Origin of the sequence: Microcoleus sp. A6-C6 (assembly GCF_036705955.1) — a bacterium.
In the GTDB taxonomy this organism is placed as follows: domain Bacteria; phylum Cyanobacteriota; class Cyanobacteriia; order Cyanobacteriales; family Microcoleaceae; genus Microcoleus.
On the sequence record NZ_JAUBVR010000030.1, the window covers coordinates 1 to 25,453 of the forward strand.

The window sequence follows — 25,453 nt, forward strand, 5'->3', positions numbered from 1 at the left end:
CTTGATTGTGTGAGTTATAAAATTATCCTATGTATTCAATTACTGTAATTAAATTTCACTACATATTTATTACTACCGCTAGATCTAATCAGCCAATTCGTCAGCGATTGAGTGTCCACCAACTGACCAACCAAGGTTGGGGCATCGTCGGTTAGGCCACTCAATAGATTAGTTGCTAAGGTTTTCAGGCTTTCAGCGTAAACTGGTAACAGTCGCACGAGTAACTGGATTTGTTCGATGATTGTCGGGCCGATTAACACTACAGTCCCGCTGAATCCGCCGATCAGAGTTAGATAAACCAGAATCACCGCCAGCCAGCGGGGGAGGCGCATGGTTTCGGCCCAATTGACGATCGGCACGATCGAAGCGGCGAGCACGACTGATATCATCAGAATTACTAGCAGGCTGCGTAATTGCCACAGCAGCACTAGCAGCAAGGACGATGCTACAATGAGCAGCAAGTTTGGTATAGAAATGGTAATCCGCTGTTCTGACATGATTGAGTAATTATATTGTTGCCGAATCTGTTACCCTTGATGTTATAATAAACTATACGATATAAATTATAAATAAGACAATGAAAGTGCTTTCAAGCAGTGGGAATATTTTTGCGGACTTAGGGTTCCCGAATCCTGATGAACTATTGATTAAGGCAGAACTAGCTCATCAAATCAGTGAGTTAATCTCGGAACGCAAAGTAACCCAGATTGAAGCAGCAAAGATTTTAGGAATCACTCAACCCCAGATATCAGCATTGATGCGCGGTAAATTATCAGACTTCTCTATAGAAAGCCTATTTCGTTTTATCAACGCACTCGGCAGCAATGTAGAGATTCGTATTGCCCACTCCCAACCAAATGTCCAAGGTCAAACTCGCATTGTCCTAGCATAGTACATAAAAAATTAAAAAACTTATATGCAACCGCAATATTCAACCTCACAATTATCCCCCAGTTCGTCTATAAAATCACCAACGCTGTTTTATGAATGGCAAAATTATCGCTGTGCTTACGATGTTTACAACCCAAATACTGCAAGCGAAAATAGTATCCCTTTGTTATTAATCCATCCCGTAGGAGTTGGATTGTCAAGAGTATTTTGGCAGAGATTTTGCGAAGATTGGTACAAATCGGGCAACACAAATCCGATTTACAACCCCGATCTTTTGGGATGCGGTGATTGCGAAATGCCTGCTGTGGCTTGCTATCCTGACGATTGGGCGGCACAGTTGCAGTTTTTCTTGGAGACTGTAGTAAAAAAACCTGCGATCGTCCTCGTGCAAGGTGCTTTACTGTGTGTAGCCTTGGAATTAGCAAAAATCCAGCAGGAAAGCAACTCTAATTTAATACACGGATTAGTCCTCGCCGGGCCTCCAGCTTGGGCGGTGATGAACAAACATTCGACAGACAGACAGCAAAGAATCGTCTGGAATTTGTTAGATTCTCCCTTGGGAAACGCTTTTTATCGCTACGCCAGACGCGCTGAATTTTTGCGATCTTTTTCTGTTAAACAACTGTTTGGCGATGCGGCAAAAGTTGACAGCGAATGGTTGGAGGCTTTGCAGGCTGGGGCGGCAAATCCTGACAGCCGCCACGCAGTTTACTCGTTTTTAGCCGGGTTTTGGCGCAAGGATTACAGCAGTACGATTCAAAAGTGCGATCAACCTACACTGATTGTCATGGGGGAAAAAGCCTCAAGCATCAGTCAATCGGGTAAAGAAGAAAAACCAGAGGAAAGATTAGCGCAATATTTGGCTAACTTTTCCAAGGCAGAGGGTTTATTAATGCCGGGGCGCAATGTTTTGCCCTATGAATCCACCACAGAATTTGTCGCGGCTGTTGCCGAGTTTGTGGATAAGTTAAATAAAAATTAAATCTATCTGTGGAGTTTTTATCTAATAATAACTGACACAGTTAATCGTCCAAAGAATGACGTAATGTTGCAATAACATCCTCGGCTGACTCGTGTCGAAATTTGCCTGTACGGAAATCCGCTAAGGTTTGTTGAGCATCCGCAGCTATTTCGGCGCGGATTCTCTCGCGGTGACGGTTTTGCAGGGTTTTTATCAACATTTCCTGCTGTTCATAGGACAGTTGCAAAGCAGTTTCTAGCACTTGGTTGAGGGTATTCATAAAGCTAGGCTATTACCTCTGATGCTTGAACAAATGGCGAAGCTTACTAAATTGTATCGCTTATTCCAAAATTACGCTAAACTTAAAGAAAAGTGTACTCAACTCGGTCTTGTCATGAGCTATCGCAACATCATTACGATCGAACCAGGTAAACGCGGTGGAAAGCCTTGCATCAGGCGAATGCGAATTACCGTTTATGATGTGTTGGGTTGGCTGGCTGCGGGAATGTCTCATGCAGAAATTATCGACGATTTTCCAGAGTTGACGGAGGAAGACATTAGAGCGTGTTTAGAATTCGCTGCTGACCGAGAACGCTGTCTGATTGCCGTGGTAGGTGGCGTTTGAAACTGCTGTTTGACCAAAACTTAAGCCGGAAACTGGTAACTCGACTTGCAGATATTTTTCCTGACTCTAGTCATGTTCAGTTCCACAATCTAACCGAAATAGATGATAGCGAGATTTGGGAGTTTGCAAAGGCTCAAGGCTTTTGTATTGTAACGCAGGATGCGGACTTTGCTGAACGAAGCCGTCTTTACGGATCACCTCCAAAAGTGATTTGGCTGCGATGCGGTAATGCACCGACAAGTAAGGTGGAAACAATCTTTCGGTCTGGAGTTGAAACAATTCAAGAATTCATGGAGGATACCGCATTAGATTGTCTTGAACTGTATTAATGTAAGTCAATCGGCGATTGAAATCCCGTTTACAGAAACGAAGTCCTCCTCCGCAGACTATGAATTGAGTTTCAACCACGGTGCCAGATGGTAGTACCATCCTTTTGATCGATTAGAGTAATCCCATTATCCTTAAGTTGATTGCGAAGGCGATCGCCCTCAGCAAAATCCCTAGCTATCCGCGCATCCTTCCGCCGCTGAATCATCACTTCAATCTCAGCATCACTCAAACCATCAACAGCATCATTGCTGTCAGCTTCCGGCTGAACTTCCAAGCCCAAAACCCCCGCCAAACTCACCAAAGTCAGCCAATGAAGCTGCAACAATTCCGGCGAAGTGTCAGTTTTGCCTTGATGCACCAAAATATTGCTTTCCTTACCCAACTCCTTAGCCAATTCAAACAAAACAGCCAAAGCAGCCGGAGTATTAAAATCATTATCCATCGCTGCTTGGAATTCCTGCACAGCTTTGGTATCTTGTCCGGTTTTCTCAACATCCCAATTCAGTTTATCGGCATATCGGAGCCCAAAAAGCAAGCCTTCGTTGATCGTATTCCAGCCATTTCTAGCAGATGCGATCGCCTCTTCTGTAAAATCAATCTGACTGCGATACTGCGCCATAAACACAAAAAGCCTCACCGCCATCGGTTCCACCGCTTTTGACTTATTACTCTTACTCCCCCCCTTAGCAAGGGGGGGCTGGGGGGGGTCAGATTCAGAATCGCCCGACCAATTCCCCTCCAACAAATCGCGAATTGTAATAAAATTGTGCAAAGACTTCGACATCTTTCTGCCATTGACAGTCACAAAAGCATTGTGCATCCAATAATTAGCCAGAGACTTGCCAGTCGCGGCTTCAGATTGAGCAATTTCGTTTTCGTGGTGCGGAAAAATCAAATCGGAACCGCCGCAGTGAATATCAATAGTTTCGCCCAAGCAATCGCGCACCATCGCTGAACATTCAATGTGCCATCCGGGGCGACCTTTTCCCCAAGATGATTCCCAAAAAGGTTCACCGGGTTTAGCGCTTTTCCACAGGGCAAAATCAGAGGAATCTTGCTTTTTTTGAGCTTCTATTTCGGCATTTTCTAATCTACCACTAGCCCCTGCTGCCATTTCTTCTAACTTGCGGCCGGAAAATTTTCCGTAATCGGAAAACTTTTTAACGCTGTAGTAAACGTCGCCGCTGGAAGCATAAGCAAAGCCTTTGTTTTCTAATTCGTGAATCAGCCGTTTGATGCCGTCCATTGAGTGTGTGGCGCGGGGATATTCATCAGCCCTGAGAATATTTAGCTTATCCATGTCGGCCAAATATGCCTTGATGAAGCGTTCGGCTACGGCTTCCATTGTGGAATTTGTTTCGCGGGCGCGGTTGAGAATTTTGTCGTCAATATCTGTAAAATTCTGAACGTAGCGCACATCGTATCCGCGCCACATCAAATATCGGCGCACCATATCCCAAACAATGTAGGCGCGGGCGTGGCCGACGTGGCAGTAATCGTACACCGTAACGCCGCAACAGTATATCCGCACCTTTGAGGGTTCGAGGGGCTCGAAAGGTGATTCGCGGCGGGTCAAGCTGTTGTAAAGCGTTAGGGGCATGGGATTTTGGATTTGGGATTAATGTACTGCTCTAATTTATTATATTGCGGTTGGTGAATCTTTCGGTGTCGCTACCAAACATCTGTTAAATCTAAGACAAATCCCGGTAACACATCTTCCCCGGATAAAGTCCTGGGACGATCTAATATTTCCACATCCTGATTTTGTCTGTATATCTCGACTTTCTGGTTTTTGCGATCGATTAACCAACCCAAACGAGCTCCATTTGTGATGTATTCTCGCATTTTTTCTCGCAATGGTTCCATGTTGTCAGACTTAGATCGCAATTCTACAACAAAGTCTGGACAAAGGGGAGCAAAGCCTTCTTGTTCTTTGGGTGTGAGAGTTTGCCACCTTTCTAATTTAACCCAGGAAGCATCTGGGGAGCGATCGGCACCATTGGGCAGTTTAAAACCGCTAGAAGAGTTAAATGCTACTCCCAGCTTGGTTTGGCGATTCCACAGCCAGAGTTGTCCTTCAATATCTAGGTTTCGATTGCCTGTCTCACTTCCAGTGGGTGCCATAATGATTAATTCTCCTGTAGCAGTTCTCTCTAGCCTTAAGTCACGGTTGACGGCCGCAATTTGCTGGAACTGTTCGTGAGTTACTTTGAAGGTCTGGGGAATGGTAATGGTAGTTTTGAGCATACTGTGCGGCCTCGCGATCGGCTATTACCTATTCTATTATGTCACAGTTTTTTTTTACTATCAAAATTTGATTGACAAACTCCGCAAATACCATATAACATTGAATTAGATGCTAATTTAATGTTATTATGATAAACCTTTCAAGAGACATACATTCTCTCACCGATTTCAAACGTAATACGACTGAGTTTGTGCAGCGCCTCAAGCAAACAAAACATCCTTTAGTTCTAACTGTCAATGGGAAAGCAGAGTTAGTTGTTCAAGATGCTGAATCCTATCAGAAACTTTTAGATGCGGTTGAGTTATTGGAGACTTTAAAGGGAATTAAACTGGGTTTGGAACAAATGGATCGAGGCCAAGGGCAAAAAGTAGAAGATTTTTTTAATCAACTGTTTGATCAGCTAGACAATCCGCAATGAATCAGAAATATCAAGCTATGCCATTTCTCTGAAGTCTTGCTACAACATAATTTTTGGGTTTGTTTATACTCGGCGGCTATGGCACTGGTGCGTCGCTACTCGAAAAGTCGATTTTTATGCAAGGGATTGTGAATGGCGACGCACCCTACAGCTACTCCCAGACTCATCAACAAACCCTTGAAACGGAACTATCCCAAAGGAAATCGCCCCCTGGGAGCATTTTGTCATGAAACCTTGACATTTTGTTCGTGATAGAGCCCCATAAGCATTCTATTGTCATCAAATTTTGACATATTGATCCCCAGATGCCCCAAAATGCGTATAAGTACCCATGATTGAGGCAAAAGACCCCTTGACCCGATCGCAAGTTGTCTGCAACATTGAGTCATGACAAAGCGATCCCAAAGAAATGCTTTGATTGAGCAACTCTGGGAGTCAAATAACGCGTGTGCTGCCGGCACAGCGTTGCTAGCAGCACCGATCGCACTCGCAAAATCGATCTTGTCAATCAAGAATCGACAGATAAAGCTTTATTTAGATCCGACGGTGCGCGCAGAAGCCCAAAAAGTCACAAACCCCGATCGCAATTGGGGACAAGACAAGCTAAAAACCAGCAAGGCTTCAAAGGTTGGAGAGATCCAGAAGCTCGATAATATTTGCATTTAAAAGAGTTTCTAGCTCGAAAAGTCAACACATTTGTGTTGAAACGAAAAATCTAACCCGCCATCCCAAATTAGAGGAGAACAAACTCATGGCAAAAGAACGCCCACCATTAGAAGAGATGACTTTGCGACAACTCCGCAGAGTTGCTAGCGAATGTGGAGTGTCTCGCTACAGCCGGATGCGGAAATCGCAACTTCTGGCATCAATTCAAGAAATTCAGCGCAACAAATTTTCATACAGTCCATCTCGCAAACTAGAGGCACAAGAAGCAGTGGAAGCAGCAAAGTTTGAACTCGGTCAAGAAGATAGAACAGGCGGTTCCTTGTCGTCTGTAGATGAAGGTTTAGCAGATTTGCCCAACGGCTACGGCGAAAGTCGAGTTGTTTTGATGCCCCGCGATCCAGAATGGGCCTACACTTATTGGGACATCTCGAACGATCACAAACAAGAATTGCGCCGCCAAGGCGGACAGCAACTCGCCCTGCGGATCTACGACGTGACAGATGTTAACCTCGACATCCAAAGCCCCCACAGCATTCAAGAATATCCCTGCGACGAACTGGCGCGGGAATGGTACGTGCCAATCCCAGTCAGCGATCGGGATTATGCGATCGACATCGGCTACCGCTGTGCAGACGGCCGCTGGTTGGTATTAGCGCGATCGGCCGAAGTCCGAGTCCCGCCCATCTATCCCAGCGACTGGATTGAAGACCAATTCATCACCCTCGAATGGGAAGAAGACTTAGCGGGCAAAACCTTCGCCGAACTGGTTCCCCCTGCCAAGAAAATCGCACAAACCAACGGCGCGAGTGTTGGTTACAGCACCGGCAACGCCATCTACGAACAAATCTTCGGCATGGCAGAATCGGCAGAATCCATGCGTGTAGATGGTTCCATCTTCGGTTCCATGCAGCACGTCGCGGGTTCCATCCAGCAAGTCGCCGGTTCCATCCAGCAAGTCGGCATTCACGAACAAGCTTTGAGTTCCTACGTATTCCCCTCCGGCGTTGGAATGTGGGCTGGGGCGGGGATGTCCGGCCTCACCATGTCCGGTGTCGGAATGTCCGGTGTCGGAATGTCCGGCCTCACCGCGTCGGGTGTCGGTATGTCCGGTGTCGGAATGTCCGGCCTCACCATGTCCGGTGTCGGGATGTCCGGCCTCACCATGTCGGGTTTCGGTATGTCCGGTGTCGGTATGTCGGGAGTTGGCTTTGCCACCCCGATGCGCCCCCGCCAGTTCTGGTTAGTTGCTGACGCTGAACTGATAGTTTACGGCGCTACCGAACCAGACGCCACCGTCTATGTAGGCGGACAGCCGATTAAACTCAATGCTGACGGTACTTTCCGCTTCCAGATGTCTTTCCAAGACGGCTTAATCGACTATCCGATTTTTGCAGTAGCAGCAGACGGCGAACAAAACCGCGCTGTCCACATGAAATTCGAGCGCGAAACCCCAGAACGCCACACCAATACCAAGGAAGATGCTGTTGTGGAGTGGTTGGGCTAACAGTAATGGTCGATCGCGATCCGGGTAGCTGTGCAGGTTTGTGCCAATTTTTTAACCATCACAAGGCATAGCCTGAGCAGATCATGATTTGTTAAGGTTAATCCCAGACAACAACCCATAACACCCCCTATGCACCGTTCTCCTGTTTTGAGGAGCGGTGTTTTTTGTATCCGAAGGAAGAGGGAAGAAGGAAGAAGGAAGAAGGAAGAAGAATTATTGATTTGTAGGGTGCGTGAGGGCGAGAAATCTTTAAATCCAGACCCCGATACTATCACTCACGCACCGCCCCAACGATTGAATCATGCCCATGCCAAATGCCAGCGGAAACGATATTTGATAATGCTCTCAATATCTGTCTGTAGATAGATGTTGATTCAACTCGCGAGCTATCTCGTTAAATCAAAATTTGCACTCTTCACTCAACGATTATTAAGTAAGCTAAAGTTTACTTAAATTTTTATTGCACAAACTCGCTAAATCTCGTGAAACAAAAGAAAGCAAGTTATGAAATCAATAAGGCGATCGCACAGCCACTTCTCAAAAGCCAATGCCAAAAATAAATTCTCCGCCCCAGCGAAGGCAAAAACACCCCCGTCTTTTAGCTTTATTCGCCGTCACATTAGCCGCCGTCTTGTTTGTATTCATTCTGCCCGCACTGACTAAACAGCCCGTCGTGCTCACCATGTTAATGCAAGGCCAAGACATTGTTAACTGGAAACCATTTGTCAAAGAATTTGAACAGAAAAACCCCGATATTCGCATCAATCTCGTAGAAGGGCCATTTGACACAAACCTGGTAGAAAATCTTTATACATCTGCCTTTCTTTTAGGCGACTCGCCCTACGACATTATCAACATGGATATTGTTTGGGTTCCCAAATTTGCCGCCGCAGGTTGGGTAATGGATTTAACAGACAGAATTTCCCCCGCACAACTTTCAAAGTTCATCCCAGGTAACGTCGAAGGCGGGCGGTATCGAGGCAAACTTTACCGAATTCCCCACGCTTCCGATGCCGGAATGCTTTATTACCGCAAAGACATTTTAAAACAAGCGGGAATTCCAGCGCCGAAAACCTTTGAAGAAATGGTAAAAATCTCTCAAAATTTGCAGAAACAGGGAAAAATAACTTGGGGTTATTTGTGGCAAGGCAAACAATACGAGGGAGTATCTGCGATGTTTGTCGAAGTGCTCTCCGGTTTCGGTGGCTTTTGGGCTAACCCTCAAACTTTTGAAGTTGGGTTAGATCAACCGGAGGCAATTAAAGCAGTGGAATTTCTCAAAAATACGATCGCCTCTGGCATCTCTCCACCGGGTGTTACTACCTACGGCGAAGAAGAAACTAGGCTGTTGTTTCAAAATGGGAAAGCGCTGTTTTTGCGAAATTGGCCCTATGTTTGGAAGCTAGCAAATGCTGAGGGATCTAAGGTGAGAGGCAAAATTGCGATCGAGCCAATGCTCAGCAGTATCGGTAAAACAGGCGGTTCCTGCTTGGGCGGCTGGGGCTGGGGAATCGCCAAAACTTCAAAACATCCAGAACAAGCATGGAAAGCAATTAAATACCTTACTAGCGAAGAAACCCAGCGTAAATTTATTTTAGAAACAGGTTTAGTTCCCAGTTACAAATCTCTATTTACAGACAAAGAAATAGTCGCAAAATATCCCCACTACCCGCAACTGCTAAAAGTAGTGGAACAGCCAGTTTTGCGCCCGCCCATCGCACAATACGCTCAAGCTTCTGATATTTTGCAGCGCTATTTGAGTTCTGCTTTTACCGGGAGAATGAGTGCAGAACAAGCAATGAAAGCAGCAGCTAGCGAAACTCGCAATTTATTAGGCAGTTTGAAACCAGCCAAAGCTTCGTAAGTTTGACATCTTGCCTCTGTCAGAAACAGGGAAGATGCCTGTTCCACAAAGAGTGAATTTTTTTATTGTGGGGTGGGCATCTTGCCCGCCCGAACAGGCAAGATGCCTGTTCCACAAAAAGTTAATTCAATTGTGGGGCGTTGCTCCTAGCCCGCCCAAAAATAAATTAAAGGTGAGAAATATGCAATTAGACAAGATGCGACAGCGCGAACAACAAACCGGATGGATATTAGTAGCACCAGCATTGATAATTCTGCTGCTAGTATTTGCTTACCCAATATTGCGTGCTTTTTGGCTGAGTTTATTTACCCAAAATCTCGGTACTGAATTAAAACTGGTTTTTTCTGGTTTTGCTAACTACAGTCGAATTGTAGGTGACGGGCGTTTCTGGCAAACTTTAGGGAATACCGCAGTATTTACTAGCGCTTCCGTTGTGCTGGAATTAATTCTCGGCATGGGTATTGCTTTAGTTTTGAATCAATCTTTCACAGGGCGTGGCATTGTCCGCACAATTTCCCTGCTGCCTTGGGCGCTACCAACTGCACTGATGGGAGTAGCTTGGGCGTGGATTTTTAACGACCAATACGGCGTAATTAATGATATTTTGCTCCGCTTGGGATTGATTAAAAATAGTATTAGCTGGCTGGGAGATCCGACTTTGGCAATGATGGCAGTGATTACAGCGGATGTGTGGAAAACTACACCCTTTGTCAGCTTGCTTTTGCTAGCAGGATTGCAATCGATTCCCGGTGATTTGTACGAAGCCCACGCGATTGACGGCGCGAGTAGCTGGCAGAGTTTCCGTCAAGTTACATTGCCGCTGTTGATGCCCCAAATTGTGATTGCTTTGCTGTTTCGATTTGCCCAAGCTTTCGGCATTTTTGACTTGATTCAGGTGATGACGGGAGGGGGGCCGGCGGGGGCGACGGAGACGGTTTCTATCTACATTTACAGCACGGTAATGAGGTATTTAGACTTTGGGTACGGGGCGGCTTTGGTGGTGTGTACTTTTTTGCTGTTAGTGGCCGCAGTTGCGATCGCCGCTTATCTATTATCCAGAGCCCGCGCCAGTCAATTGTAGATTTGTCGCCCGCACACCCCAAAAAAATCAATCTAAATGCCGAATAGCCGATCGCTTTCCTTTCATTGGTACAAAAAATTATGTCGATCGCCCGCGAACACCCCAGAAAAAAAACATTTAACATCCGGCAATTAATCTTGCCCATCTCAGCGATATTAATTGTCGCATATTTCCTCGCACCCATCATCTGGCAGGTACTGACATCTTTCAAAGTAAATGCAGATATTTCAGCAATTCCCAACGTCTACATACCCAAACGAATTACTTTCGAGCATTACATCTCCTTGTTCCAGCGCCGCCCGTTTGCACTTTACATTTTAAATAGCGCTTTTGTTTCCATTACTTCCACATTTCTGTGTTTAGCTGTAGGCGCGCCCGCAGCTTACGCTTTGGCTCGGTTGCGGCTTTGGGGCGAGAGAATCATTTTGGCAATTGTGACGATTGTGACGCTATTTCCGGCGGTGCTGCTATTTTTGGGTTTGTTGGAAATAGTCAAAGCTTTGAGTTTAGGAAATAATTATTTAGCCTTGATTATTCCTTACACAGCTATCAATTTGCCCTTGACAATTTTGGTAATGCGGAGTTTCTTTCAACAATTACCAAAAGATTTAGAAGATGCGGCTAAAGTTGACGGATACAACACTTTTCAAATGCTGTGGCAAATCGTGCTACCAATGACATTTCCCGCCTTAGTCACAACCGGGATTTTGACATTTATTTCAGCTTGGAACGAGTTTATATTTGCCCTGACATTTATAACTCGCGAATCCATGAAAACAATTCCCGTTGCTACGGCTCAACTCAGCGGTGTGTCAGTCTTTGAGATTCCCTATGGCCCGATCGCAGCAGCCACAGTTTTAGGAACCTTACCCTTAGTTTTGCTAGTTTTGGTGTTCCAGCGGCGCATAGTTCAAGGTTTAACAGCCGGGGCAGTCAAAGGATGATTTGTAACTCTAAATAATCCTAGCATCCTAAACACTTCCTCTTCCCTTCTTTCCTTCTTCCTTCTTCCTTCTTCCTTCTTCCTTCTTCCTTCTTCCTTCTTCCTTCTTCCTTCTTCCTTCTTCCTTCTTATAAAAATCATGGCAAAACTGCAACTAAAAAACCTCAATAAAACCTACAGCCCCAAAGTTGTACCCGTAAAAGACATTAGCTTAGAAGTCAGCGAAGGCGAATTTCTGACATTGCTGGGGCCGTCTGGGTGTGGCAAATCTACCACGCTCAGGTTGATTGCAGGGTTGGAACAGCCGACTCGCGGCGAGATTAGAATTGGCGATCGCGATGTGACATATCTCAGACCGGGCGATCGGGATATTGCAATGGTTTTTCAAAGTTACGCGCTATATCCGCACATGACAGTATACGAGAATATGGCATCGAGCCTCAAACTTCGCAAAATCTCCTCCGGCGAAATCAATCGGTTAGTGACAGAAGTTGCAGCATCCCTCGGATTGACCGAATTAGCCGATCGCAAACCAGGGAAATTATCAGGCGGACAGCGGCAAAGAGTAGCCCTAGGACGCGCCTTAGTCCGCCAACCGGAAGTATTTTTGCTCGACGAACCTTTGAGCAATCTAGACGCATTATTGCGAGAAAAAGTTAGGGCCGAACTCAAACAATTATTTTCCTCCCAAAAAGCCCCTGTAGTCTACGTTACTCACGACCAAACCGAAGCAATGACACTTTCAACAAAAGTCGCAGTTCTTAATAATGGCAGCGTGCAACAACTAGATCCGCCACACTTAATTTATAACCGTCCTGCCAATCAGTTTGTAGCGGGTTTTGTGGGCAGCCCGCAAATGAATTTGCTAGTGCTTAAATGCCAGGGCAATTTTGCAATGTTGGGCGATTCTGGGGTTCCTTTGCCAAATCTGCCGACTGTCCCACCAGAAATCGTCTTGGGAATTCGCCCCGAACACCTCAGCTTTGCAGATGCAGAGACTGGCAAGATGCCCAATCCAGAAGCAATTAAAGGTGAGGTTTATTTAGTGGAAAACTTGGGAATGCAAAATTTAGTTAGTGTCCGAGTTAAGGGTTTGGAGCCAGTAACTGTGCGGGTTTTGCTGCCAAATGACCGCCAGTGGAGTTCAGAAATTGTCGAATTGGTGTTTCCGCCTCACTTGCTGCACTGGTTTGATATCAAAACTGGCGATCGCTTGCAATAATAATTTGCCATATATAACATGATTGATTGAAAATAGTCTAACCCTGTGCTGAAAAATAGATTTTCTGCTTCTAATTAAGTTATGACTTTAGTAAGAGGTAGAAGTGTTTTGCTGCTGTTAACGTGATACTTGTGTTTGAAAAAACTAATTGACTGACACATTGGTTGAGTGTTTACCAGATTCATCGCTTACCTATGACTCTATTGATGTGGCTAATGGCAAGTGGCAGTTAAGTTTGGCTTGCCCTGGCGCTAGCTGATTCTAGAGCGAGTCAATTAGATGAAAAAATGTTGAAAATTATCACCAATTAACTTAGGGAGTATTACCGAGATGAATTTGATTTCTACAGCTATCGCTCGCATCAGTTCCCTGCTTAAGGGCTTTCAAATCAAGAGTTTTTTGAGTGTTGTTCTAGTCGGTTTTATGCTGCTGACGGCAAATGTTGATTCTGGAAGTAACAAAGCTTATGGGACGCAACTGGGTTCAAACGCGGAGCTAAACAATCCCGAAAGACCCCAAACAACTCGGGAATGGAGGAAAGAAGCTCGCGAAACCTCTGACTCTCCGGGCGAAAGATTTCAGAAGATTGGGCAAGAGGCGGGAGCAGCCGTGAAAGAATTCGGGGAGATGTACCAAGACACTGCTGATAGAAGTATCCGCGAATTGAAGGATAATACCCCAGACGCCAGCAAGTAGACGATCGCAAATAAACTACGACTGACGCTCAAAAACCCAGTTTCTCATGAGAAACTGGGTTTTTGAGTTGGCATAATTTTATGTTAAATTATATCGCGAACGATAGCATCCGTATTGTGCGATCGTTGGGACGGTGCGTGAGTGTCAATACTCTCAGAGTAGAGATTTGAAGATTTATCGCACTCACCCACCCTACTACTTATTTGTGAAAATAATGACATGAAGAACAAACATCTTAACAGTCTTTGCTTGGCCAGCCTGCTGTTGATCGTGCCTGTTTGTCCGGGGACAATTGCCCGCGCTCAAATTCCCGAAACTTCCGATACTAACGCCAGCCCAAAAACCTTCCTCAAAGATGAACTGTATTTTGGCTTAAATAAACCCGGAGGCGAGACAATTGCTGAATCAGAGTGGCAGGATTTTGTCAAGGAAGTTATTACCCCTAGTTTTCGGGAAGGACTAACGGTATTAGACGGCTCCGGGCAGTTTCTTAACAGTTCGGGAATTCTGATTCGAGAAAAGTCTAAAATAGTTATTTTGATTCATGAAAACAGCCAGAAAAATAATCGAGCTATTCAGGAAATTATCGAAAATTATAAGCGCAGATTTCAGCAGGAGTCAGTGCTGCGGACGACCAGCGAAGTTAAGGTTTCTTTCTGATTCGCTCATCCAATCAGCGTATTTATGATATTATTCGTAGTAATCAAGGTCATACCTTCAAAGATAAGTAGGGTGCAATGAAAATCATAATTTGTGGGTATCGATCGCACACTGCAAAAAATCGCCAGAAAAACCAGCCCGGGAGAAAACAAAAATATGACCAACGATGGCAACCCAAAAGCCCAAACGCCGGATAACGAGGATTTGAAAAAAAAATTGGACGGTATAGGGAAAGCTTTGATTGTGAGCGTGGCTTGGTCTTACGCAGAGGCTTTGGAGCGAACGAAACGCGCTGAAAAAGAACAGAAATCTACGCCCGAATCTCAACCAGAATCTCAACCAGAATCTTAGACATCCGCCGCTGCGAAAACAGCGCGATTGCTTTGCTCTAAAGACAAGCAATTGCTAACGCATCGGCGAACCATCACAATCATCGCGAACGAGCAGATTGGAGGCGACTTTTTCGGCAAATCCCCCAAATTGCAGCGGTTTGTATGCAATGTTACCTAAATAAATTTTATTTCCCAAAAGGGATTCAAATTAAACAAAGTACGGTTTTACGGCTACAGTGTACAAAACAAACAACCAATTTTGATATCGGTCTCATGTCTAATTCAAAAATGATTGGTAAAGCGATCGCAGGTGGCATTTGCTTCGGCATCCTAGCCAGCTTAAACGCCACGCCAGGCCCCGCATCCGCAGCAGCACCAACAATTGCTGAAGCAGCAGCTCCGGCAGCTAGCAACCTCGACAAGCAACTCCTAGGTCAATGGCAAGGCACAGTCCCATCCGGTCAGTCTTTCACCTTCGTCTTTGCCCCAGAAGGCAAATTGTTCCTCATGGCTAAAGGCCCCGACGGAGCTGCCCGCGCCAAAGAAATGAGGTACAAAGTTAATCTCGGTGAAAAACCGATGCACTTGGATGTCGGCCTCAGCAGCACAGAAACCGTTGAAACTGTTTTTGAGTTAACTCCTGAAGGTCAAATGCGCCTTCAGTTGCAAGGCACGAATCCCGGACAGGCGCGGCCTAATTCGTTAAACGAACAGGCAACGGTGTTTAAAAAGGTCTCCGAGGCCACTGCACTGCCCGCCGACACTCAACTCATCGGTTATTGAAGGCATTCGGCAACAGGCTTGTGAAGGAAAAAGGCAGAAGGCAGAAGGCAGAATTCAAGAATTTTCTTTGTTTGGAGTTCCAACAAAAAAGTTCCTCTTCCTTCTTCCTGACCTCCGTTACATCCCGTACACTGCTTCGTTGCCGAACTTCCTTCTTCGTTCGATCGACCCTGCTACAATCCATTTAATCTCCCTTTAATTTTTGCAGTAGACCTCATGAGTGAAACCGTCCTAGAAGTTCGCAACCTGCGGGTTGAATTTCAATCTGCGGACGCAGGCAATGCGTCCGCAACAGTCAAAGCTGTTGACGGCATTTCCTTTGAGGTGAAGCGAGGGCGAACTCTGGGAATTGTGGGAGAATCGGGGTCAGGAAAATCGGTAACATCCCTGGCTGTAATGGGTTTGCTGTCGAGTTCGTCAACAAAAATTCAGGGCGAAATTTGGTTTTCTCCGACAACAGACGGCGCTAGCAATGGGCCGGTTAATCTGCTGGAAATGCCCGATCGGGAAAAACAAACCTACCGGGGCAGCCAGATTGCGACGATTTTTCAAGAACCGATGAGTTCGCTGAATCCTGTTTATACGATCGGATTTCAACTCACAGAAGCCATTTGTCTGCACCAAAAGGTGTCTCAGACAGCAGCGCGGCGCAAAGCTGCTTCGCTGCTGCAAGAGGTGAAGCTGCTACCGGGCGACGAAGAACTCCGGCAAACCTGTTTGGCCCGGCGGCAAGAAGCTGTTCGGGAGGACGATCGCGATTTGATGCAGCTCATCAACGGCCAAAAACAAGCTATGCTCGATCGCTATCCCCACGAACTCTCCGGCGGTCAAATCCAGCGCGTGATGATTGCAATGGCCATTTCCTGCAATCCAATTTTATTAATTGCTGACGAACCAACAACCGCCTTAGACGTAACCGTGCAGGCAACAATCTTAGCTTTGCTGCGGGAGTTGCGGGACTCTAGAGGCATGGCAATGATTTTTATTACCCACGATTTGGGTGTCATTGCGGAAATTGGCGATACCGTGGCGGTGATGTACCGAGGCAAAATTGTTGAGTGTGGTGCGATCGAACAAATTTTCAGCAATCCCCAACATCCTTACACAAAAGGTCTGCTAGCTTGCCGCCCAACTCTCGATCGGCAAATGCGCCGCTTGCCGACGGTTTCCGATTTTATGGATGTCACCACAAATGCCAGCGGCGAATTGGTAATTGTCGAGAAAAATATCGATTTAGACGGCGACAGCAGCGGCGGACTTTCCGCTTTTGTCGCCGGAAAACCGCCCCGGCTGCCGAATATTTCCCAGCCTTTGCTAGCTGTTAATAACTTGCGAGTAGGTTTTCCCATGCAGGGAATGTTTGGCGAAACTAAAGGTTTGTTTATGGCGGTAAACGATATTTCTTTTGAGGTTTACCCTGGCGAAACTTTGGGTTTGGTGGGCGAATCCGGCTGCGGTAAATCAACTTTAGCGAGAGCTTTGTTGCAATTAATTCCGATCGCCAGCGGTCAAGTATTTTTTGAAGGTCAAGAAATTACTCCTCCTGCGAAAAGTAGTTCGGGATTGCAGTGGATGGCTAATTATCGAATCAAAAAAGAGTACGATCGCAAATTGCGGTGGCTACGACGCGACTTGCAAATTATCTTTCAAGACCCTTTTAGTTCTCTCGATCCGCGCCTGAGTGTTGGGGATGCGGTGATGGAACCGATGGTAATTCACCGCTTTGGCAAGAACCAGAAAGAACAGCGCGATCGCGCGGCTTATTTGTTGGATAGAGTGGGTTTGAATCCCGATATTATGCGGCGCTACCCTCACGAGTTTTCTGGCGGACAGCGGCAGCGCATTTGTATTGCTAGAGCTTTGGCTTTGAATCCTAAGTTTATTATTTGCGATGAGTCGGTTTCCGCATTAGATGTGTCGGTGCAGGCGCAAGTTTTAAATTTGCTCAAGGAGTTGCAAACAGAGTTTGGACTGACTTATATTTTTATTTCTCACGATTTGAGCGTGGTTAAGTTTATGAGCGATCGCGCGATCGTCATGAACAAAGGTAAAATCGAGGAAATTGGCACAGCCGAGCGCATTTACCGCCAACCGCAACAAGCTTACACCAAGCAACTTATAGCTGCTATTCCCGCCGGGAATTTGGAACGAATTCGGCAACAGCAATTAGGGCGATCGGCTGCTGTATCTCAATTGGCACAGCAGCCCCTATCTCCTGCCGATGAGTCGCAACACGCTTGATTTGTATCATTCTGCCTTTTTTGGCAAGCATTTATAACTTGCCTGCTGTTGCACTATTTGTTACAACTTATACGAAATATTTTTTTAATTTTACCTTCACAAATCAGACCAAATCCGGCTTAAATATCCCCATTATATCACAATACCGTTCAGTTAATGTTTTTTTGTCATTGCGAGCGAATAGCGAAGCAATCGCAGTATCTGTTTTTCACAGGGTTTTGTCTCCATGAGTGTCTTATCCCAAGCGTATTGGTTTATAGTCAATTGTGGCTATAGAATAAATCACTCAAAGCATCTTCACACTTTACACTCACAATTAAAGCCGTCCTAAAAGGACGGGGCTTTAAACCCATTATTTTCGGTAACTTCAGTTATCGCACCGCTCTATTGTCAGTAAATCCCAACTACCAGATTCAAAAAGAAGCTTATTATCAGGTTGGCATGGCAGCGAAGCAAGCTACTTGGACACGGGAGGCAGCCGACAATTTTAATAGTAGACGACAAGTTGGAAAATCGCTCGGTTCTTACTAACCTGCTCTCGCCAATTGGTTTTAAAATTATAGAAGCAACAAATGGTAAAGACGGTTTGGAAAAAGCTTAGTGCCAACCGGATTTAATTATCACTGACTTAGTGATGCCAGTGCTAGACTGTTTTGAAATGATCCGGCGCATGCGCGCGATCGCAGATTTGAAAAAAATAGTAATAATAGTCACATCTGCTAGTGTCTTTGAAGCCGACAAATACCAAATTTTACAAGCTGGATGCGACGATTTTCTGCCCAAGTCAGTACAAGCAGAAATTTTACTAGAGAAGTTAGAGAAACATTTGCAAATAGAATGGACTTATGAACAAGAAAAAGCAGCAGTTAATTATTCGCCTTCGCCTTCACCTTCACTTTCCCTGGTGGCTCCCCCGCCACCAGAAATTGAAGCTTTATACGACCTAGCAATGAAAGGACACCTCCAAGGAATTATCAAGCGATCGGCAAGCATAGAACAAATGGATGAAAAATTCGCACCTTTTGCTAACAAGCTACGGGAATTATCTAAAGGATTTCAAGAAAAAGCACTGAAAAAATTTATTAACCAATATAGGAGAGCAAAGTCATGATCCTTGAATTCGAGCCAAAAAATATAGTTTTGGTTGTAGATGACAACCCCACTAATTTAGCGGTACTCTCCGATTATTTAGAGGAGGTTGGATTTGAAGTCTGGGTAGCAGCAGATGGGGAAAGCGCTTTACAAAAAGTCGAATATAAAGTCCCAGATATCATTTTATTAGATATAATGATGCCGTTGCTGGATGGATTTGAAACTTGCAGACTGCTGAAAGCCAATCCTGCAAGAAAGGACATACCCGTAATTTTTATGAGCGCTCTTTCCGAAACAGTTGATAAAGTCAAAGGTCTGTCTTTAGGTGCTGTCGATTACATCATTAAACCATGTCAGCAGGAAGAAATATTAGTCAGGCTGAAGCTACACTTAAAAATGAGCTGTTTGACTAAGACAATGGAAGAAAAAAACTCGCTGTTGAGCGATCTGACTTCTCAGTTAGAAGAACGTGTAGAAAAACGGAGTGTTGAGCTAAAAAGTGCGTTAAGTGAATTACAAATAGCTTATTTAGAGCTGTTAGCAAAAGAAGACAAATTGCGCTACGATGCTTTTCACGACCCTCTGACCGATCTCCCTAACCGAGGTTATTTTATCCAGCGCCTAAATCGCGTAATTGAGATTGCTAATTTGAGTTCTGACTACTTGTATGCAGTGTTGTTTATCGACCTAGACCGTTTTAAAGTTGTTAATGACAGCTTAGGACACTTAGTAGGAGATGAATTGCTGAAAAATGTCGCCAAAAGGCTGCAAATTTGCCTATCAGAAACTGATACAATTGCGCGTTTAGGAGGCGATGAATTTATCATATTGCTCGAAGATATTACAGATACCAGCGAAGCAATAAGTGCAGCCGATCGCATCCTGGAAAATTTAAGAAAACCGTTCGCTATTGACAAATATGAAATATTTACAGGCGCTAGTATTGGCATCACCTTCAGTACAATGGGTTACGATCGCGCCACTGATGTACTCAAAGATGCCGATGTCGCAATGTATCACGCTAAAAGCCAAGGCAAAGGACGTTATGAAGTTTTGACAAAATCACTCCAAACTCAGGCTGCAATGCGCTTGCAGCTTGAAAACGACCTGCGGAAAGCAATAGAATTAGAAGAGTTTCGCCTTTACTACCAGCCGATTTTATCGCTCTCTACAGGTCATCTTTTAGGCTTTGAAGCATTGGTGCGCTGGCCTCGTACTTCTGGCGAATTAGTTTCCCCTACGAAATTTATCCCCCTTGCTGAAGAAATTGGAGCTATCAACTCTCTTGGCTGGTGGGTTTTTCAGGAGGCTTGCCGTCAACTCCAGTTGTGGCAGCATCAGTTTCCCCACGCTGTTGATTTGACAGTAAATGTAAATGTTTCGCCAATTCAGTTAAAGCAAGTTAATCTAGTTGAGAGGATGCAAGAAATTATCGAAGATATTGGTGTTTCAAGTGGTTGCTTGAAACTAGAAATTACTGAAAGCTGCTTTTTAGAAGCATCTACCTATGAAGCCACAATACTGAAGCAAATAAAAAATTTGGGTATTAAGTTGTGCATCGACGACTTTGGGACGGGCTATTCCTCTTTAAGCCGTCTGCACGAGTTTCCTATTGATACTTTAAAGATCGATCGCTCTTTTGTTAGCCGCATCAGTGCCGAGAAAAGCGATCAAATCGTGGAAACAATTGTCACCCTTGCTCACAGCTTTGGTATGGATGTAGTCGCAGAGGGGATAGAAACGTTAGAACAGTTGGAAAAATTGCATTTTCTTGGGTGCGAACAGGGTCAGGGCTATCTATTCTCTAAGCCTGTAGACAGCCAAACAGCAACGCAACTATTGTTAAACAATGCTAGAATGTTGCCTGCAAGGTTGTTGCCATCATTAACTGCTTAACCAGAACTAAAGACCCTGTTACAATTAGTAGGGTTCGTCAGTAGTAACACCCTGATTCTATCGCTCGATCCCTGGAGCTGAAGCACCCTACAACTACAACTATCGTTAACAGTCAAAGTCAATTATTAGTGAAGATAGGAGTCAAAATAAATGAGCGCCAACCCTGAAAAAAAAGATATTGTTTTAATCGTCGATGACAACTCAAATAACTTAGGAATACTTTATAATTTGTTAGATAATGCGTCCTTTGAAGTTTGGGTAGCGCAAGATGGAGAAAGCGCTCTTGAAAAGGTGGGCTATGCACTCCCAGATTTAATTTTGTTGGATATAATGATGCCGGGAATAGACGGGTTTGAAACTTGCGAGCGCCTGAAAGCAAATCCTTTAACTACTGACATTCCCGTGATTTTTATGAGTGCTTTGTCTGAAACCGTTGATAAGGTTAAAGGTCTGTCGTTAGGAGCCGTAGATTACATTACTAAGCCGTTTCAACAAGAAGAAGTGTTAGCTCGCGTTCAACTTCACCTGAAATTGTCTTACTTGACTAAGAAAATTGAAAAGCAAAATCAGGAATTAGAGCAGCGCGTACAAGAGCGAACGACTGAATTGTCCAGCGCTTTGCACGATTTAAAACAAGCTCAAGTCCAATTAGTGCAAACTGAAAAAATGTCTAGTTTGGGGCAGTTAGTGGCTGGGGTGGCTCACGAAATTAACAATCCCGTCAGTTTTATTTTCGGCAATCTCAACCACGCTTCTGACTATATCAGAGACCTACTCAGCCACTTAGAAGCCTATCAGCAACATTATCCTAATCCAGTACCTCAGATTACCGCTCATGCTGAAGAAATCGAGCTAGATTACCTGCTAGAAGACCTGCCAAATATGATTACTTCTATGAAGGTAGGAGCTGATAGAATTAGCAATATTAGTGTATCTTTGCGAAATTTTTCCCGAACGGATACGTCTACTAAGGTAGCAGTAAATATTCACGAAGGGCTAGATAGTACCTTGTTAATTTTGCGGCACAGGCTCAAAGCTTGTGGCGATCGCCCAGAAATTCACGTAATTAAAGAATACGGCAACTTACCGCTAGTGGAATGCTATCCCGGACAGCTAAATCAAGTTTTTATGAATTTGATTGCCAACGCAATTGATGCCTTGGAAGATAAAATAGTAAGTTCCCAATCCGCAAAAACCGATAATTTTAAGATTACAATTATCACAGAATTAGTTAATGAAAATTCAGTAAAAATTCACATTGCTGATAACGGTACTGGTATCGAAGAGACAGTAGCTTCTCAACTATTTGAAGCTTTTTTTACAACCAAATCCGCAGGTAAAGGTACAGGCTTGGGATTGAGTATCAGTTATCAAATTGTGGTTGAGAAACATGGCGGTCAACTAACTTGTACTTCAGCACTCGGTGATGGTACGAAGTTCACCGTGGAAATTCCCATACATCAACCGTTACAAAGTCCGAATCTATAGTAGTATTATATTATGCACCCAACTGCCTCTAGCTCCCGAAAACTACCGCTACGCCTCGTTCTAGTAGGGCCATTCCTGCTGCAAATTTTTGCCGCTGTAGGGTTAACAGGATGGCTATCATTACGCAACGGACAGAAAGCCGTTAACGATGTTGCTACTCAGTTACGGGGTGAAATTAGCGATCGCATTGAGCAGAACCTGCGAACTTACCTTGCTAGGGCTCATCAAGTCAATCAAAGCCTCGCGGCTACTATTAATGTTAACTTGTTGGACGTTCAGAATCAGACTAGCTTGGAGCGTCACTTTTGGCATCAGCTTCAAGTGTTTGAATCAGTGAATGCTATTTATTTTAGTAATCCTCTCGGAGGAATTGCTGTAGTTCAGCGTGGAGAAGATGGCAAATTATATATTCACAGAACAGAAGGATTTGTTAGCGGTAAGTTCTTATTGTACTCTACAGATAGTTTTGGCAATCGTAAAAAACTGGAAAAAATCATCCCTGTTTTTGACGCGCGAACTCGACCCTGGTATAAAGCAGCGCTTGCAGCAGGAAAACCCACATGGAGCGCTCCTTTTATTGTATTCGGAAGTCAGAATTTGGGAATTACGGCTAGCCAGCCAGTCTACAACTCAACTGGTAATTTGATAGGTGTTTTAGGTACGGAGCTACTTGACAGTGAAACCCGTGACTTTTTAAATAGTTTAAAAATTGGTAAGTCTGGAAAGACATTCATCATGGAACGCTCTGGACTGATGGTAGCTTCTTCAACCTCAGAAAAACCATTTTTAGTTAGTAAGGATGGCAAAGTCGATCGGCGGATGAAAGCGACTGAAAGTAGCGTGCCTTTGATTCGCATTTCATCCCAATATTTGAGCGATCGGTTTGGTAATTTAAGCAAAATTAATACTAACCAGCAACTCACGTTTAACTTGGGCGGCAAGCAGCAATTTCTACAGGTAACACCATTTAAAGACGGTCGCGGTATCGACTGGCTAATTGTAGTCGCCGTCCCCGAATCGGACTTCATGGAGCAAATCAATGCTAATACCGAGACTACTATTTTACTGTGCTTTTTAGCATTATTTCTGGCTACAACTATCGGAATTTTTACCTCTAGCTGGATAGCCGACCCAATTCTGCGTTTGAGGGATGCAAGTAGAGCAATAGCAAATGGAAAATTAAACCAAAAAGTAGAGGTTGAATCGATTGGAGAACTGGATATTTTAGCTGAGTCGTTCAATCAAATGGCACAGCAATTACAAGAGTCTTTTACTGCCTTAGAAAAAACCAACGGAGAGTTAGAACAGCGCGTTGATGAACGGACTGCCGCACTACGAGAAAGCAAAGCACTTCTCAACCAAACCCAACAGCTAGCAAAAGTTGGCGGCTGGGAAATAAATCTAGAAACTGAAGAATTGGCTTGGACAGAAGAAGTTTACCGCATTTATGAAGTTGATTCAGGTTTTCAGTTAACTATGGCAGCAGCCAAGGCTTTCTATCCATCTGAGTCCTTACAGATTTTGGAACCAGCACTCGAAAGTGCGATCGCAAATAAAGAACCTTTTGATATAGAGTTGCAGTTCGTTACGGGTAAAAAAAATCAGCGATGGGTTCATATTCTCGGTCAACCTCACTACAAAAATGATGTACCTGTCAAATTAAAAGGAACTTTTCAAGACATTACAGACCGCAAAATTGTAGAAGTCGCACTCCAAGAAGCTAAAGTTGCCGCTGATGCTGCCAATCAAGCTAAAAGTGAATTTCTTGCTAACATGAGCCACGAATTACGAACACCTCTCAACGGCATTTTAGGTTATGCTCAAATCCTCCAGCGAGATAGCAGTTTAACTCCCAAACAAATTGCTGATATTAACATCATTTACCAGTGCGGTTCGCACTTGCTTACTCTGATTAATGATATTTTAGACCTTTCTAAAATTGAAGCTAGAAAAATGGAACTCCATCCCACAAATTTCTATTTCCTAGCATTTCTTCAGGTAGTCAGCGAAATCTGCCGCATTAAAGCTGAACAGAAAGGGATTTCTTTAGAATGCCAATTTGATGCTGCACTACCAAGTATCGTTGAGACTGACGAAAAACGCTTACGGCAAGTGTTAGTCAATCTTTTGGGTAATGCTGTTAAATTTACTGACGCAGGCGGCGTTATTTTTAAAGTGGCTGTAGTAGAATCGGTAGCTGTTGAATCAACTGCGATCGCACCGAAAGCTATCCACAAAATCCGCTTTCAAATCGAAGATACTGGCGTGGGAATGACGAGCGAACAAATGCAGAAAATATTTCAGCCATTTGAACAGGTAGGTGAGGCTCGCCGCATGGCAGAAGGAACAGGTTTAGGATTGGCAATTAGCTTAAAAATTATTGAAATAATCGGAAGTAGCATCCTAGTAAGTAGCAAGCCGCAGGTAGGCAGCAAGTTCTGGTTTGATTTGAGTTTACCTTCTGCCACCGATGGAAAGGTTTTACCAACAGTGCAGCCAACAGGAACTATAGTCGGCTTTACAGGAAACAAGCGCAAAATTCTCGTCGTAGATGATAGGTGGGAAAACCGCTCTGTGATTGTCAATTTTCTCACACCAATTGGCTTTATAGTTGTTGAAGCTGTCAATGGAATTGAAGGTTTAGAACAAGCGCGCGAGTTAATGCCGGACGCGATTATCACAGATTTAGCGATGCCAAAAATGGATGGTTTTGAGTTGATGCGCCATCTGCATCAATTGCCAGAATTGAAAGATATGGTAATAATTGTCTCCTCAGCTTCAGTGTTTGAAACTGACCAGTACAAGAGTTTGGATGCAGGGGCTGACGCTTTTCTGCCCAAACCTGTAGAAGCTTCTGATTTGTTTGGATTGTTGCAGAGGCATTTAGGGCTATCTTGGCTCTACGAACAGTTAGTTGAAGTCTTTCCTCCCCCTGCCAAAAATATTAAACGAGATAGCGCCTTATCGTCGGCTGCGGCTATAGTTCCTCCACCCCCAGAAGAAATTGATATTTTCTATGATTTAATTATGAAAGGCAATTTGAAAGCGATTATCAAACAAGCCGAACATTTAAAAAATTTGGATGCCAATTTTATTCCTTTTGCTGAGCAGTTGTGTGAATTTGCTCAAAAGTTTCAAGAAAAACAGCTAAAGTCTTTTATTAGTCAATACAAGCAAAAGGATTAATTACCGCTCTTCTGTCATTCTAAGCAAGCGACTATTAAATATTGTCAGGACTTACGCAAGGGGTATCGTATAGTAGGGTGCGTCAGTAGCAAAACCCTTGTTTCTAGCTATAATCTAAGGTCTGACGCACCCTACAACTCAATGGTTCTGTGACAATTGTGTAAGTTAATCCTCCGGGTGCGGATCTGCGAGATATTGGATAAAACTCGGGCTTTGCCAGACGGGTGGCGACGCACCTTACACGGGCGATCGCTTGCATTGTGTGTACTACATACATATACATGGAATATGCTGTATGTTGTCATTTCTGGAATCGATGATTAGTC

General features: G+C 44.4%; 26 protein-coding genes. 21 read left to right on the forward strand and 5 right to left on the reverse strand.

Annotation, left to right across the window (positions count from 1 at the left end):
* Positions 1 to 35: 35 nt before the first annotated feature.
* Positions 36 to 497: an AI-2E family transporter gene (locus tag QUB52_RS14055; protein ID WP_332973435.1), complete on the reverse strand. Its 462-nt coding sequence runs from the start codon at positions 495 to 497 to the stop codon at positions 36 to 38.
* Positions 498 to 577: 80 nt separating this feature from the next.
* Between QUB52_RS14055 and QUB52_RS14060 the strand changes: the two genes are divergently transcribed.
* Both QUB52_RS14060 and QUB52_RS14065 read left to right on the forward strand, forming a co-directional pair.
* Positions 578 to 892 (forward strand): helix-turn-helix domain-containing protein, encoded by a 315-nt coding sequence (locus tag QUB52_RS14060; protein WP_332973436.1) that lies wholly within the window; start codon positions 578 to 580, stop codon positions 890 to 892.
* 24 nt (positions 893 to 916) lie between these two features.
* Positions 917 to 1,873, forward strand: coding sequence for an alpha/beta fold hydrolase (locus tag QUB52_RS14065; protein ID WP_332973437.1), 957 nt, complete (start codon positions 917 to 919; stop codon positions 1,871 to 1,873).
* Positions 1,874 to 1,913: 40 nt separating this feature from the next.
* Here the strand turns inward: QUB52_RS14065 and QUB52_RS14070 are convergent, their stop codons facing one another.
* Positions 1,914 to 2,132 (reverse strand): hypothetical protein, encoded by a 219-nt coding sequence (locus tag QUB52_RS14070; RefSeq protein ID WP_332973439.1) that lies wholly within the window; start codon positions 2,130 to 2,132, stop codon positions 1,914 to 1,916.
* 114 nt (positions 2,133 to 2,246) lie between these two features.
* On the opposite strand from QUB52_RS14070, the gene QUB52_RS14075 reads away from it, so the two are divergent.
* A complete protein-coding gene (locus tag QUB52_RS14075) occupies positions 2,247 to 2,477 on the forward strand; it encodes a DUF433 domain-containing protein (RefSeq protein ID WP_332966627.1) in 231 nt (76 codons plus the stop codon).
* Positions 2,474 to 2,806, forward strand: coding sequence for a DUF5615 family PIN-like protein (locus QUB52_RS14080; RefSeq protein ID WP_332973440.1), 333 nt, complete (start codon positions 2,474 to 2,476; stop codon positions 2,804 to 2,806). Before QUB52_RS14075 ends, QUB52_RS14080 begins: the two co-directional genes overlap by 4 nt.
* A 71-nt stretch (positions 2,807 to 2,877) precedes the next feature.
* Here the strand turns inward: QUB52_RS14080 and cysS are convergent, their stop codons facing one another.
* Together cysS and QUB52_RS14090 are read right to left on the reverse strand one after the other, a co-directional pair.
* Positions 2,878 to 4,407, reverse strand: coding sequence for a cysteine--tRNA ligase (gene cysS, locus QUB52_RS14085; RefSeq protein WP_332973441.1), 1,530 nt, complete (start codon positions 4,405 to 4,407; stop codon positions 2,878 to 2,880).
* A 71-nt stretch (positions 4,408 to 4,478) separates the two neighbouring features.
* Positions 4,479 to 5,054 carry a Uma2 family endonuclease gene (locus tag QUB52_RS14090; RefSeq protein ID WP_332973442.1) on the reverse strand — a complete coding sequence of 192 codons (576 nt, stop codon included), beginning with the start codon at positions 5,052 to 5,054 and terminating at the stop codon, positions 4,479 to 4,481.
* 128 nt (positions 5,055 to 5,182) lie between these two features.
* Between QUB52_RS14090 and QUB52_RS14095 the strand changes: the two genes are divergently transcribed.
* The 7 genes from QUB52_RS14095 (at position 5,183) to QUB52_RS14125 (ending at position 11,532) form a co-directional block, all read left to right on the forward strand.
* Entirely contained in the window at positions 5,183 to 5,473 is a 291-nt protein-coding gene (locus QUB52_RS14095) for a type II toxin-antitoxin system Phd/YefM family antitoxin (protein WP_265233325.1), read from the forward strand.
* 387 nt (positions 5,474 to 5,860) lie between these two features.
* On the forward strand, positions 5,861 to 6,139 hold the full coding sequence (locus QUB52_RS14100) for a hypothetical protein (protein WP_332973443.1): 279 nt from the start codon (positions 5,861 to 5,863) through the stop codon (positions 6,137 to 6,139).
* Between the two features lie 85 nt (positions 6,140 to 6,224).
* Positions 6,225 to 7,643 (forward strand): DUF4912 domain-containing protein, encoded by a 1,419-nt coding sequence (locus QUB52_RS14105; RefSeq protein ID WP_332973444.1) that lies wholly within the window; start codon positions 6,225 to 6,227, stop codon positions 7,641 to 7,643.
* A gap of 129 nt (positions 7,644 to 7,772) precedes the next feature.
* Positions 7,773 to 8,009 (forward strand): hypothetical protein, encoded by a 237-nt coding sequence (locus tag QUB52_RS14110; RefSeq protein ID WP_265233322.1) that lies wholly within the window; start codon positions 7,773 to 7,775, stop codon positions 8,007 to 8,009.
* 181 nt (positions 8,010 to 8,190) lie between these two features.
* On the forward strand, positions 8,191 to 9,507 hold the full coding sequence (locus QUB52_RS14115) for an ABC transporter substrate-binding protein (protein WP_265233321.1): 1,317 nt from the start codon (positions 8,191 to 8,193) through the stop codon (positions 9,505 to 9,507).
* Between the two features lie 181 nt (positions 9,508 to 9,688).
* Positions 9,689 to 10,588, forward strand: a complete 900-nt coding sequence (locus QUB52_RS14120) for a carbohydrate ABC transporter permease (RefSeq protein ID WP_265233423.1) — start codon at positions 9,689 to 9,691, stop codon at positions 10,586 to 10,588.
* Positions 10,589 to 10,668: 80 nt separating this feature from the next.
* Positions 10,669 to 11,532 (forward strand): carbohydrate ABC transporter permease, encoded by an 864-nt coding sequence (locus tag QUB52_RS14125; protein WP_332973469.1) that lies wholly within the window; start codon positions 10,669 to 10,671, stop codon positions 11,530 to 11,532.
* On the opposite strand, the gene QUB52_RS14130 is transcribed toward QUB52_RS14125, so the two are convergent.
* Complete coding sequence (locus tag QUB52_RS14130; protein ID WP_332973445.1) at positions 11,499 to 11,672, reverse strand: hypothetical protein; 174 nt, start codon at positions 11,670 to 11,672, stop codon at positions 11,499 to 11,501. The genes QUB52_RS14125 and QUB52_RS14130 overlap by 34 nt on opposite strands.
* Here QUB52_RS14130 and QUB52_RS14135 point away from each other — a divergent pair.
* The 10 genes from QUB52_RS14135 (at position 11,671) to QUB52_RS14180 (ending at position 25,127) form a co-directional block, all read left to right on the forward strand.
* Complete coding sequence (locus QUB52_RS14135; protein ID WP_332973446.1) at positions 11,671 to 12,753, forward strand: ABC transporter ATP-binding protein; 1,083 nt, start codon at positions 11,671 to 11,673, stop codon at positions 12,751 to 12,753. The two genes, QUB52_RS14130 and QUB52_RS14135, sit on opposite strands and share 2 nt — an antisense overlap.
* Before the next feature lie 330 nt (positions 12,754 to 13,083).
* Positions 13,084 to 13,449 carry a hypothetical protein gene (locus QUB52_RS14140; RefSeq protein WP_265233318.1) on the forward strand — a complete coding sequence of 122 codons (366 nt, stop codon included), beginning with the start codon at positions 13,084 to 13,086 and terminating at the stop codon, positions 13,447 to 13,449.
* A gap of 219 nt (positions 13,450 to 13,668) precedes the next feature.
* The gene (locus tag QUB52_RS14145; protein WP_265233317.1) at positions 13,669 to 14,109 is read left to right on the forward strand and encodes a DUF3574 domain-containing protein; all 441 of its coding nucleotides are present in this window, start codon (positions 13,669 to 13,671) and stop codon (positions 14,107 to 14,109) included.
* Between the two features lie 93 nt (positions 14,110 to 14,202).
* On the forward strand, positions 14,203 to 14,460 hold the full coding sequence (locus QUB52_RS14150) for a hypothetical protein (protein ID WP_265233316.1): 258 nt from the start codon (positions 14,203 to 14,205) through the stop codon (positions 14,458 to 14,460).
* A gap of 254 nt (positions 14,461 to 14,714) precedes the next feature.
* Complete coding sequence (locus tag QUB52_RS14155; RefSeq protein ID WP_265233315.1) at positions 14,715 to 15,224, forward strand: hypothetical protein; 510 nt, start codon at positions 14,715 to 14,717, stop codon at positions 15,222 to 15,224.
* Positions 15,225 to 15,440: 216 nt separating this feature from the next.
* Complete coding sequence (locus QUB52_RS14160) at positions 15,441 to 17,465, forward strand: ABC transporter ATP-binding protein (protein WP_332973448.1); 2,025 nt, start codon at positions 15,441 to 15,443, stop codon at positions 17,463 to 17,465.
* 616 nt (positions 17,466 to 18,081) lie between these two features.
* Entirely contained in the window at positions 18,082 to 18,576 is a 495-nt protein-coding gene (locus QUB52_RS14165) for a response regulator (RefSeq protein ID WP_332973470.1), read from the forward strand.
* Complete coding sequence (locus QUB52_RS14170; RefSeq protein WP_332973450.1) at positions 18,573 to 20,453, forward strand: two-component system response regulator; 1,881 nt, start codon at positions 18,573 to 18,575, stop codon at positions 20,451 to 20,453. The genes QUB52_RS14165 and QUB52_RS14170 overlap by 4 nt, the downstream gene beginning before the upstream one ends.
* Before the next feature lie 150 nt (positions 20,454 to 20,603).
* Positions 20,604 to 21,941 carry a hybrid sensor histidine kinase/response regulator gene (locus tag QUB52_RS14175; protein ID WP_332973451.1) on the forward strand — a complete coding sequence of 446 codons (1,338 nt, stop codon included), beginning with the start codon at positions 20,604 to 20,606 and terminating at the stop codon, positions 21,939 to 21,941.
* Between the two features lie 12 nt (positions 21,942 to 21,953).
* A complete protein-coding gene (locus QUB52_RS14180) occupies positions 21,954 to 25,127 on the forward strand; it encodes an ATP-binding protein (protein WP_332973452.1) in 3,174 nt (1,057 codons plus the stop codon).
* Positions 25,128 to 25,453 lie beyond the last annotated feature (326 nt).

Coding starts and splice junctions, on each gene's coding strand:
- QUB52_RS14100 (WP_332973443.1), top strand. CDS start 5,861: ATGACAAAGCGATCCCAAAGAAATGCTTTGATTGAGCAACTCTGGGAG.
- QUB52_RS14170 (WP_332973450.1), top strand. CDS start 18,573: ATGATCCTTGAATTCGAGCCAAAAAATATAGTTTTGGTTGTAGATGAC.
- QUB52_RS14115 (WP_265233321.1), top strand. CDS start 8,191: ATGCCAAAAATAAATTCTCCGCCCCAGCGAAGGCAAAAACACCCCCGT.
- QUB52_RS14175 (WP_332973451.1), top strand. CDS start 20,604: ATGAGCGCCAACCCTGAAAAAAAAGATATTGTTTTAATCGTCGATGAC.
- QUB52_RS14065 (WP_332973437.1), top strand. CDS start 917: ATGCAACCGCAATATTCAACCTCACAATTATCCCCCAGTTCGTCTATA.
- QUB52_RS14145 (WP_265233317.1), top strand. CDS start 13,669: ATGAAGAACAAACATCTTAACAGTCTTTGCTTGGCCAGCCTGCTGTTG.
- QUB52_RS14090 (WP_332973442.1), bottom strand. CDS start 5,054: ATGCTCAAAACTACCATTACCATTCCCCAGACCTTCAAAGTAACTCAC.
- QUB52_RS14070 (WP_332973439.1), bottom strand. CDS start 2,132: ATGAATACCCTCAACCAAGTGCTAGAAACTGCTTTGCAACTGTCCTAT.
- QUB52_RS14110 (WP_265233322.1), top strand. CDS start 7,773: ATGCACCGTTCTCCTGTTTTGAGGAGCGGTGTTTTTTGTATCCGAAGG.
- QUB52_RS14060 (WP_332973436.1), top strand. CDS start 578: ATGAAAGTGCTTTCAAGCAGTGGGAATATTTTTGCGGACTTAGGGTTC.
- QUB52_RS14180 (WP_332973452.1), top strand. CDS start 21,954: ATGCACCCAACTGCCTCTAGCTCCCGAAAACTACCGCTACGCCTCGTT.
- QUB52_RS14095 (WP_265233325.1), top strand. CDS start 5,183: ATGATAAACCTTTCAAGAGACATACATTCTCTCACCGATTTCAAACGT.
- QUB52_RS14130 (WP_332973445.1), bottom strand. CDS start 11,672: ATGATTTTTATAAGAAGGAAGAAGGAAGAAGGAAGAAGGAAGAAGGAA.
- cysS (WP_332973441.1), bottom strand. CDS start 4,407: ATGCCCCTAACGCTTTACAACAGCTTGACCCGCCGCGAATCACCTTTC.
- QUB52_RS14105 (WP_332973444.1), top strand. CDS start 6,225: ATGGCAAAAGAACGCCCACCATTAGAAGAGATGACTTTGCGACAACTC.
- QUB52_RS14055 (WP_332973435.1), bottom strand. CDS start 497: ATGTCAGAACAGCGGATTACCATTTCTATACCAAACTTGCTGCTCATT.
- QUB52_RS14075 (WP_332966627.1), top strand. CDS start 2,247: ATGAGCTATCGCAACATCATTACGATCGAACCAGGTAAACGCGGTGGA.
- QUB52_RS14135 (WP_332973446.1), top strand. CDS start 11,671: ATGGCAAAACTGCAACTAAAAAACCTCAATAAAACCTACAGCCCCAAA.
- QUB52_RS14155 (WP_265233315.1), top strand. CDS start 14,715: ATGTCTAATTCAAAAATGATTGGTAAAGCGATCGCAGGTGGCATTTGC.
- QUB52_RS14125 (WP_332973469.1), top strand. CDS start 10,669: ATGTCGATCGCCCGCGAACACCCCAGAAAAAAAACATTTAACATCCGG.
- QUB52_RS14140 (WP_265233318.1), top strand. CDS start 13,084: ATGAATTTGATTTCTACAGCTATCGCTCGCATCAGTTCCCTGCTTAAG.
- QUB52_RS14120 (WP_265233423.1), top strand. CDS start 9,689: ATGCAATTAGACAAGATGCGACAGCGCGAACAACAAACCGGATGGATA.
- QUB52_RS14160 (WP_332973448.1), top strand. CDS start 15,441: ATGAGTGAAACCGTCCTAGAAGTTCGCAACCTGCGGGTTGAATTTCAA.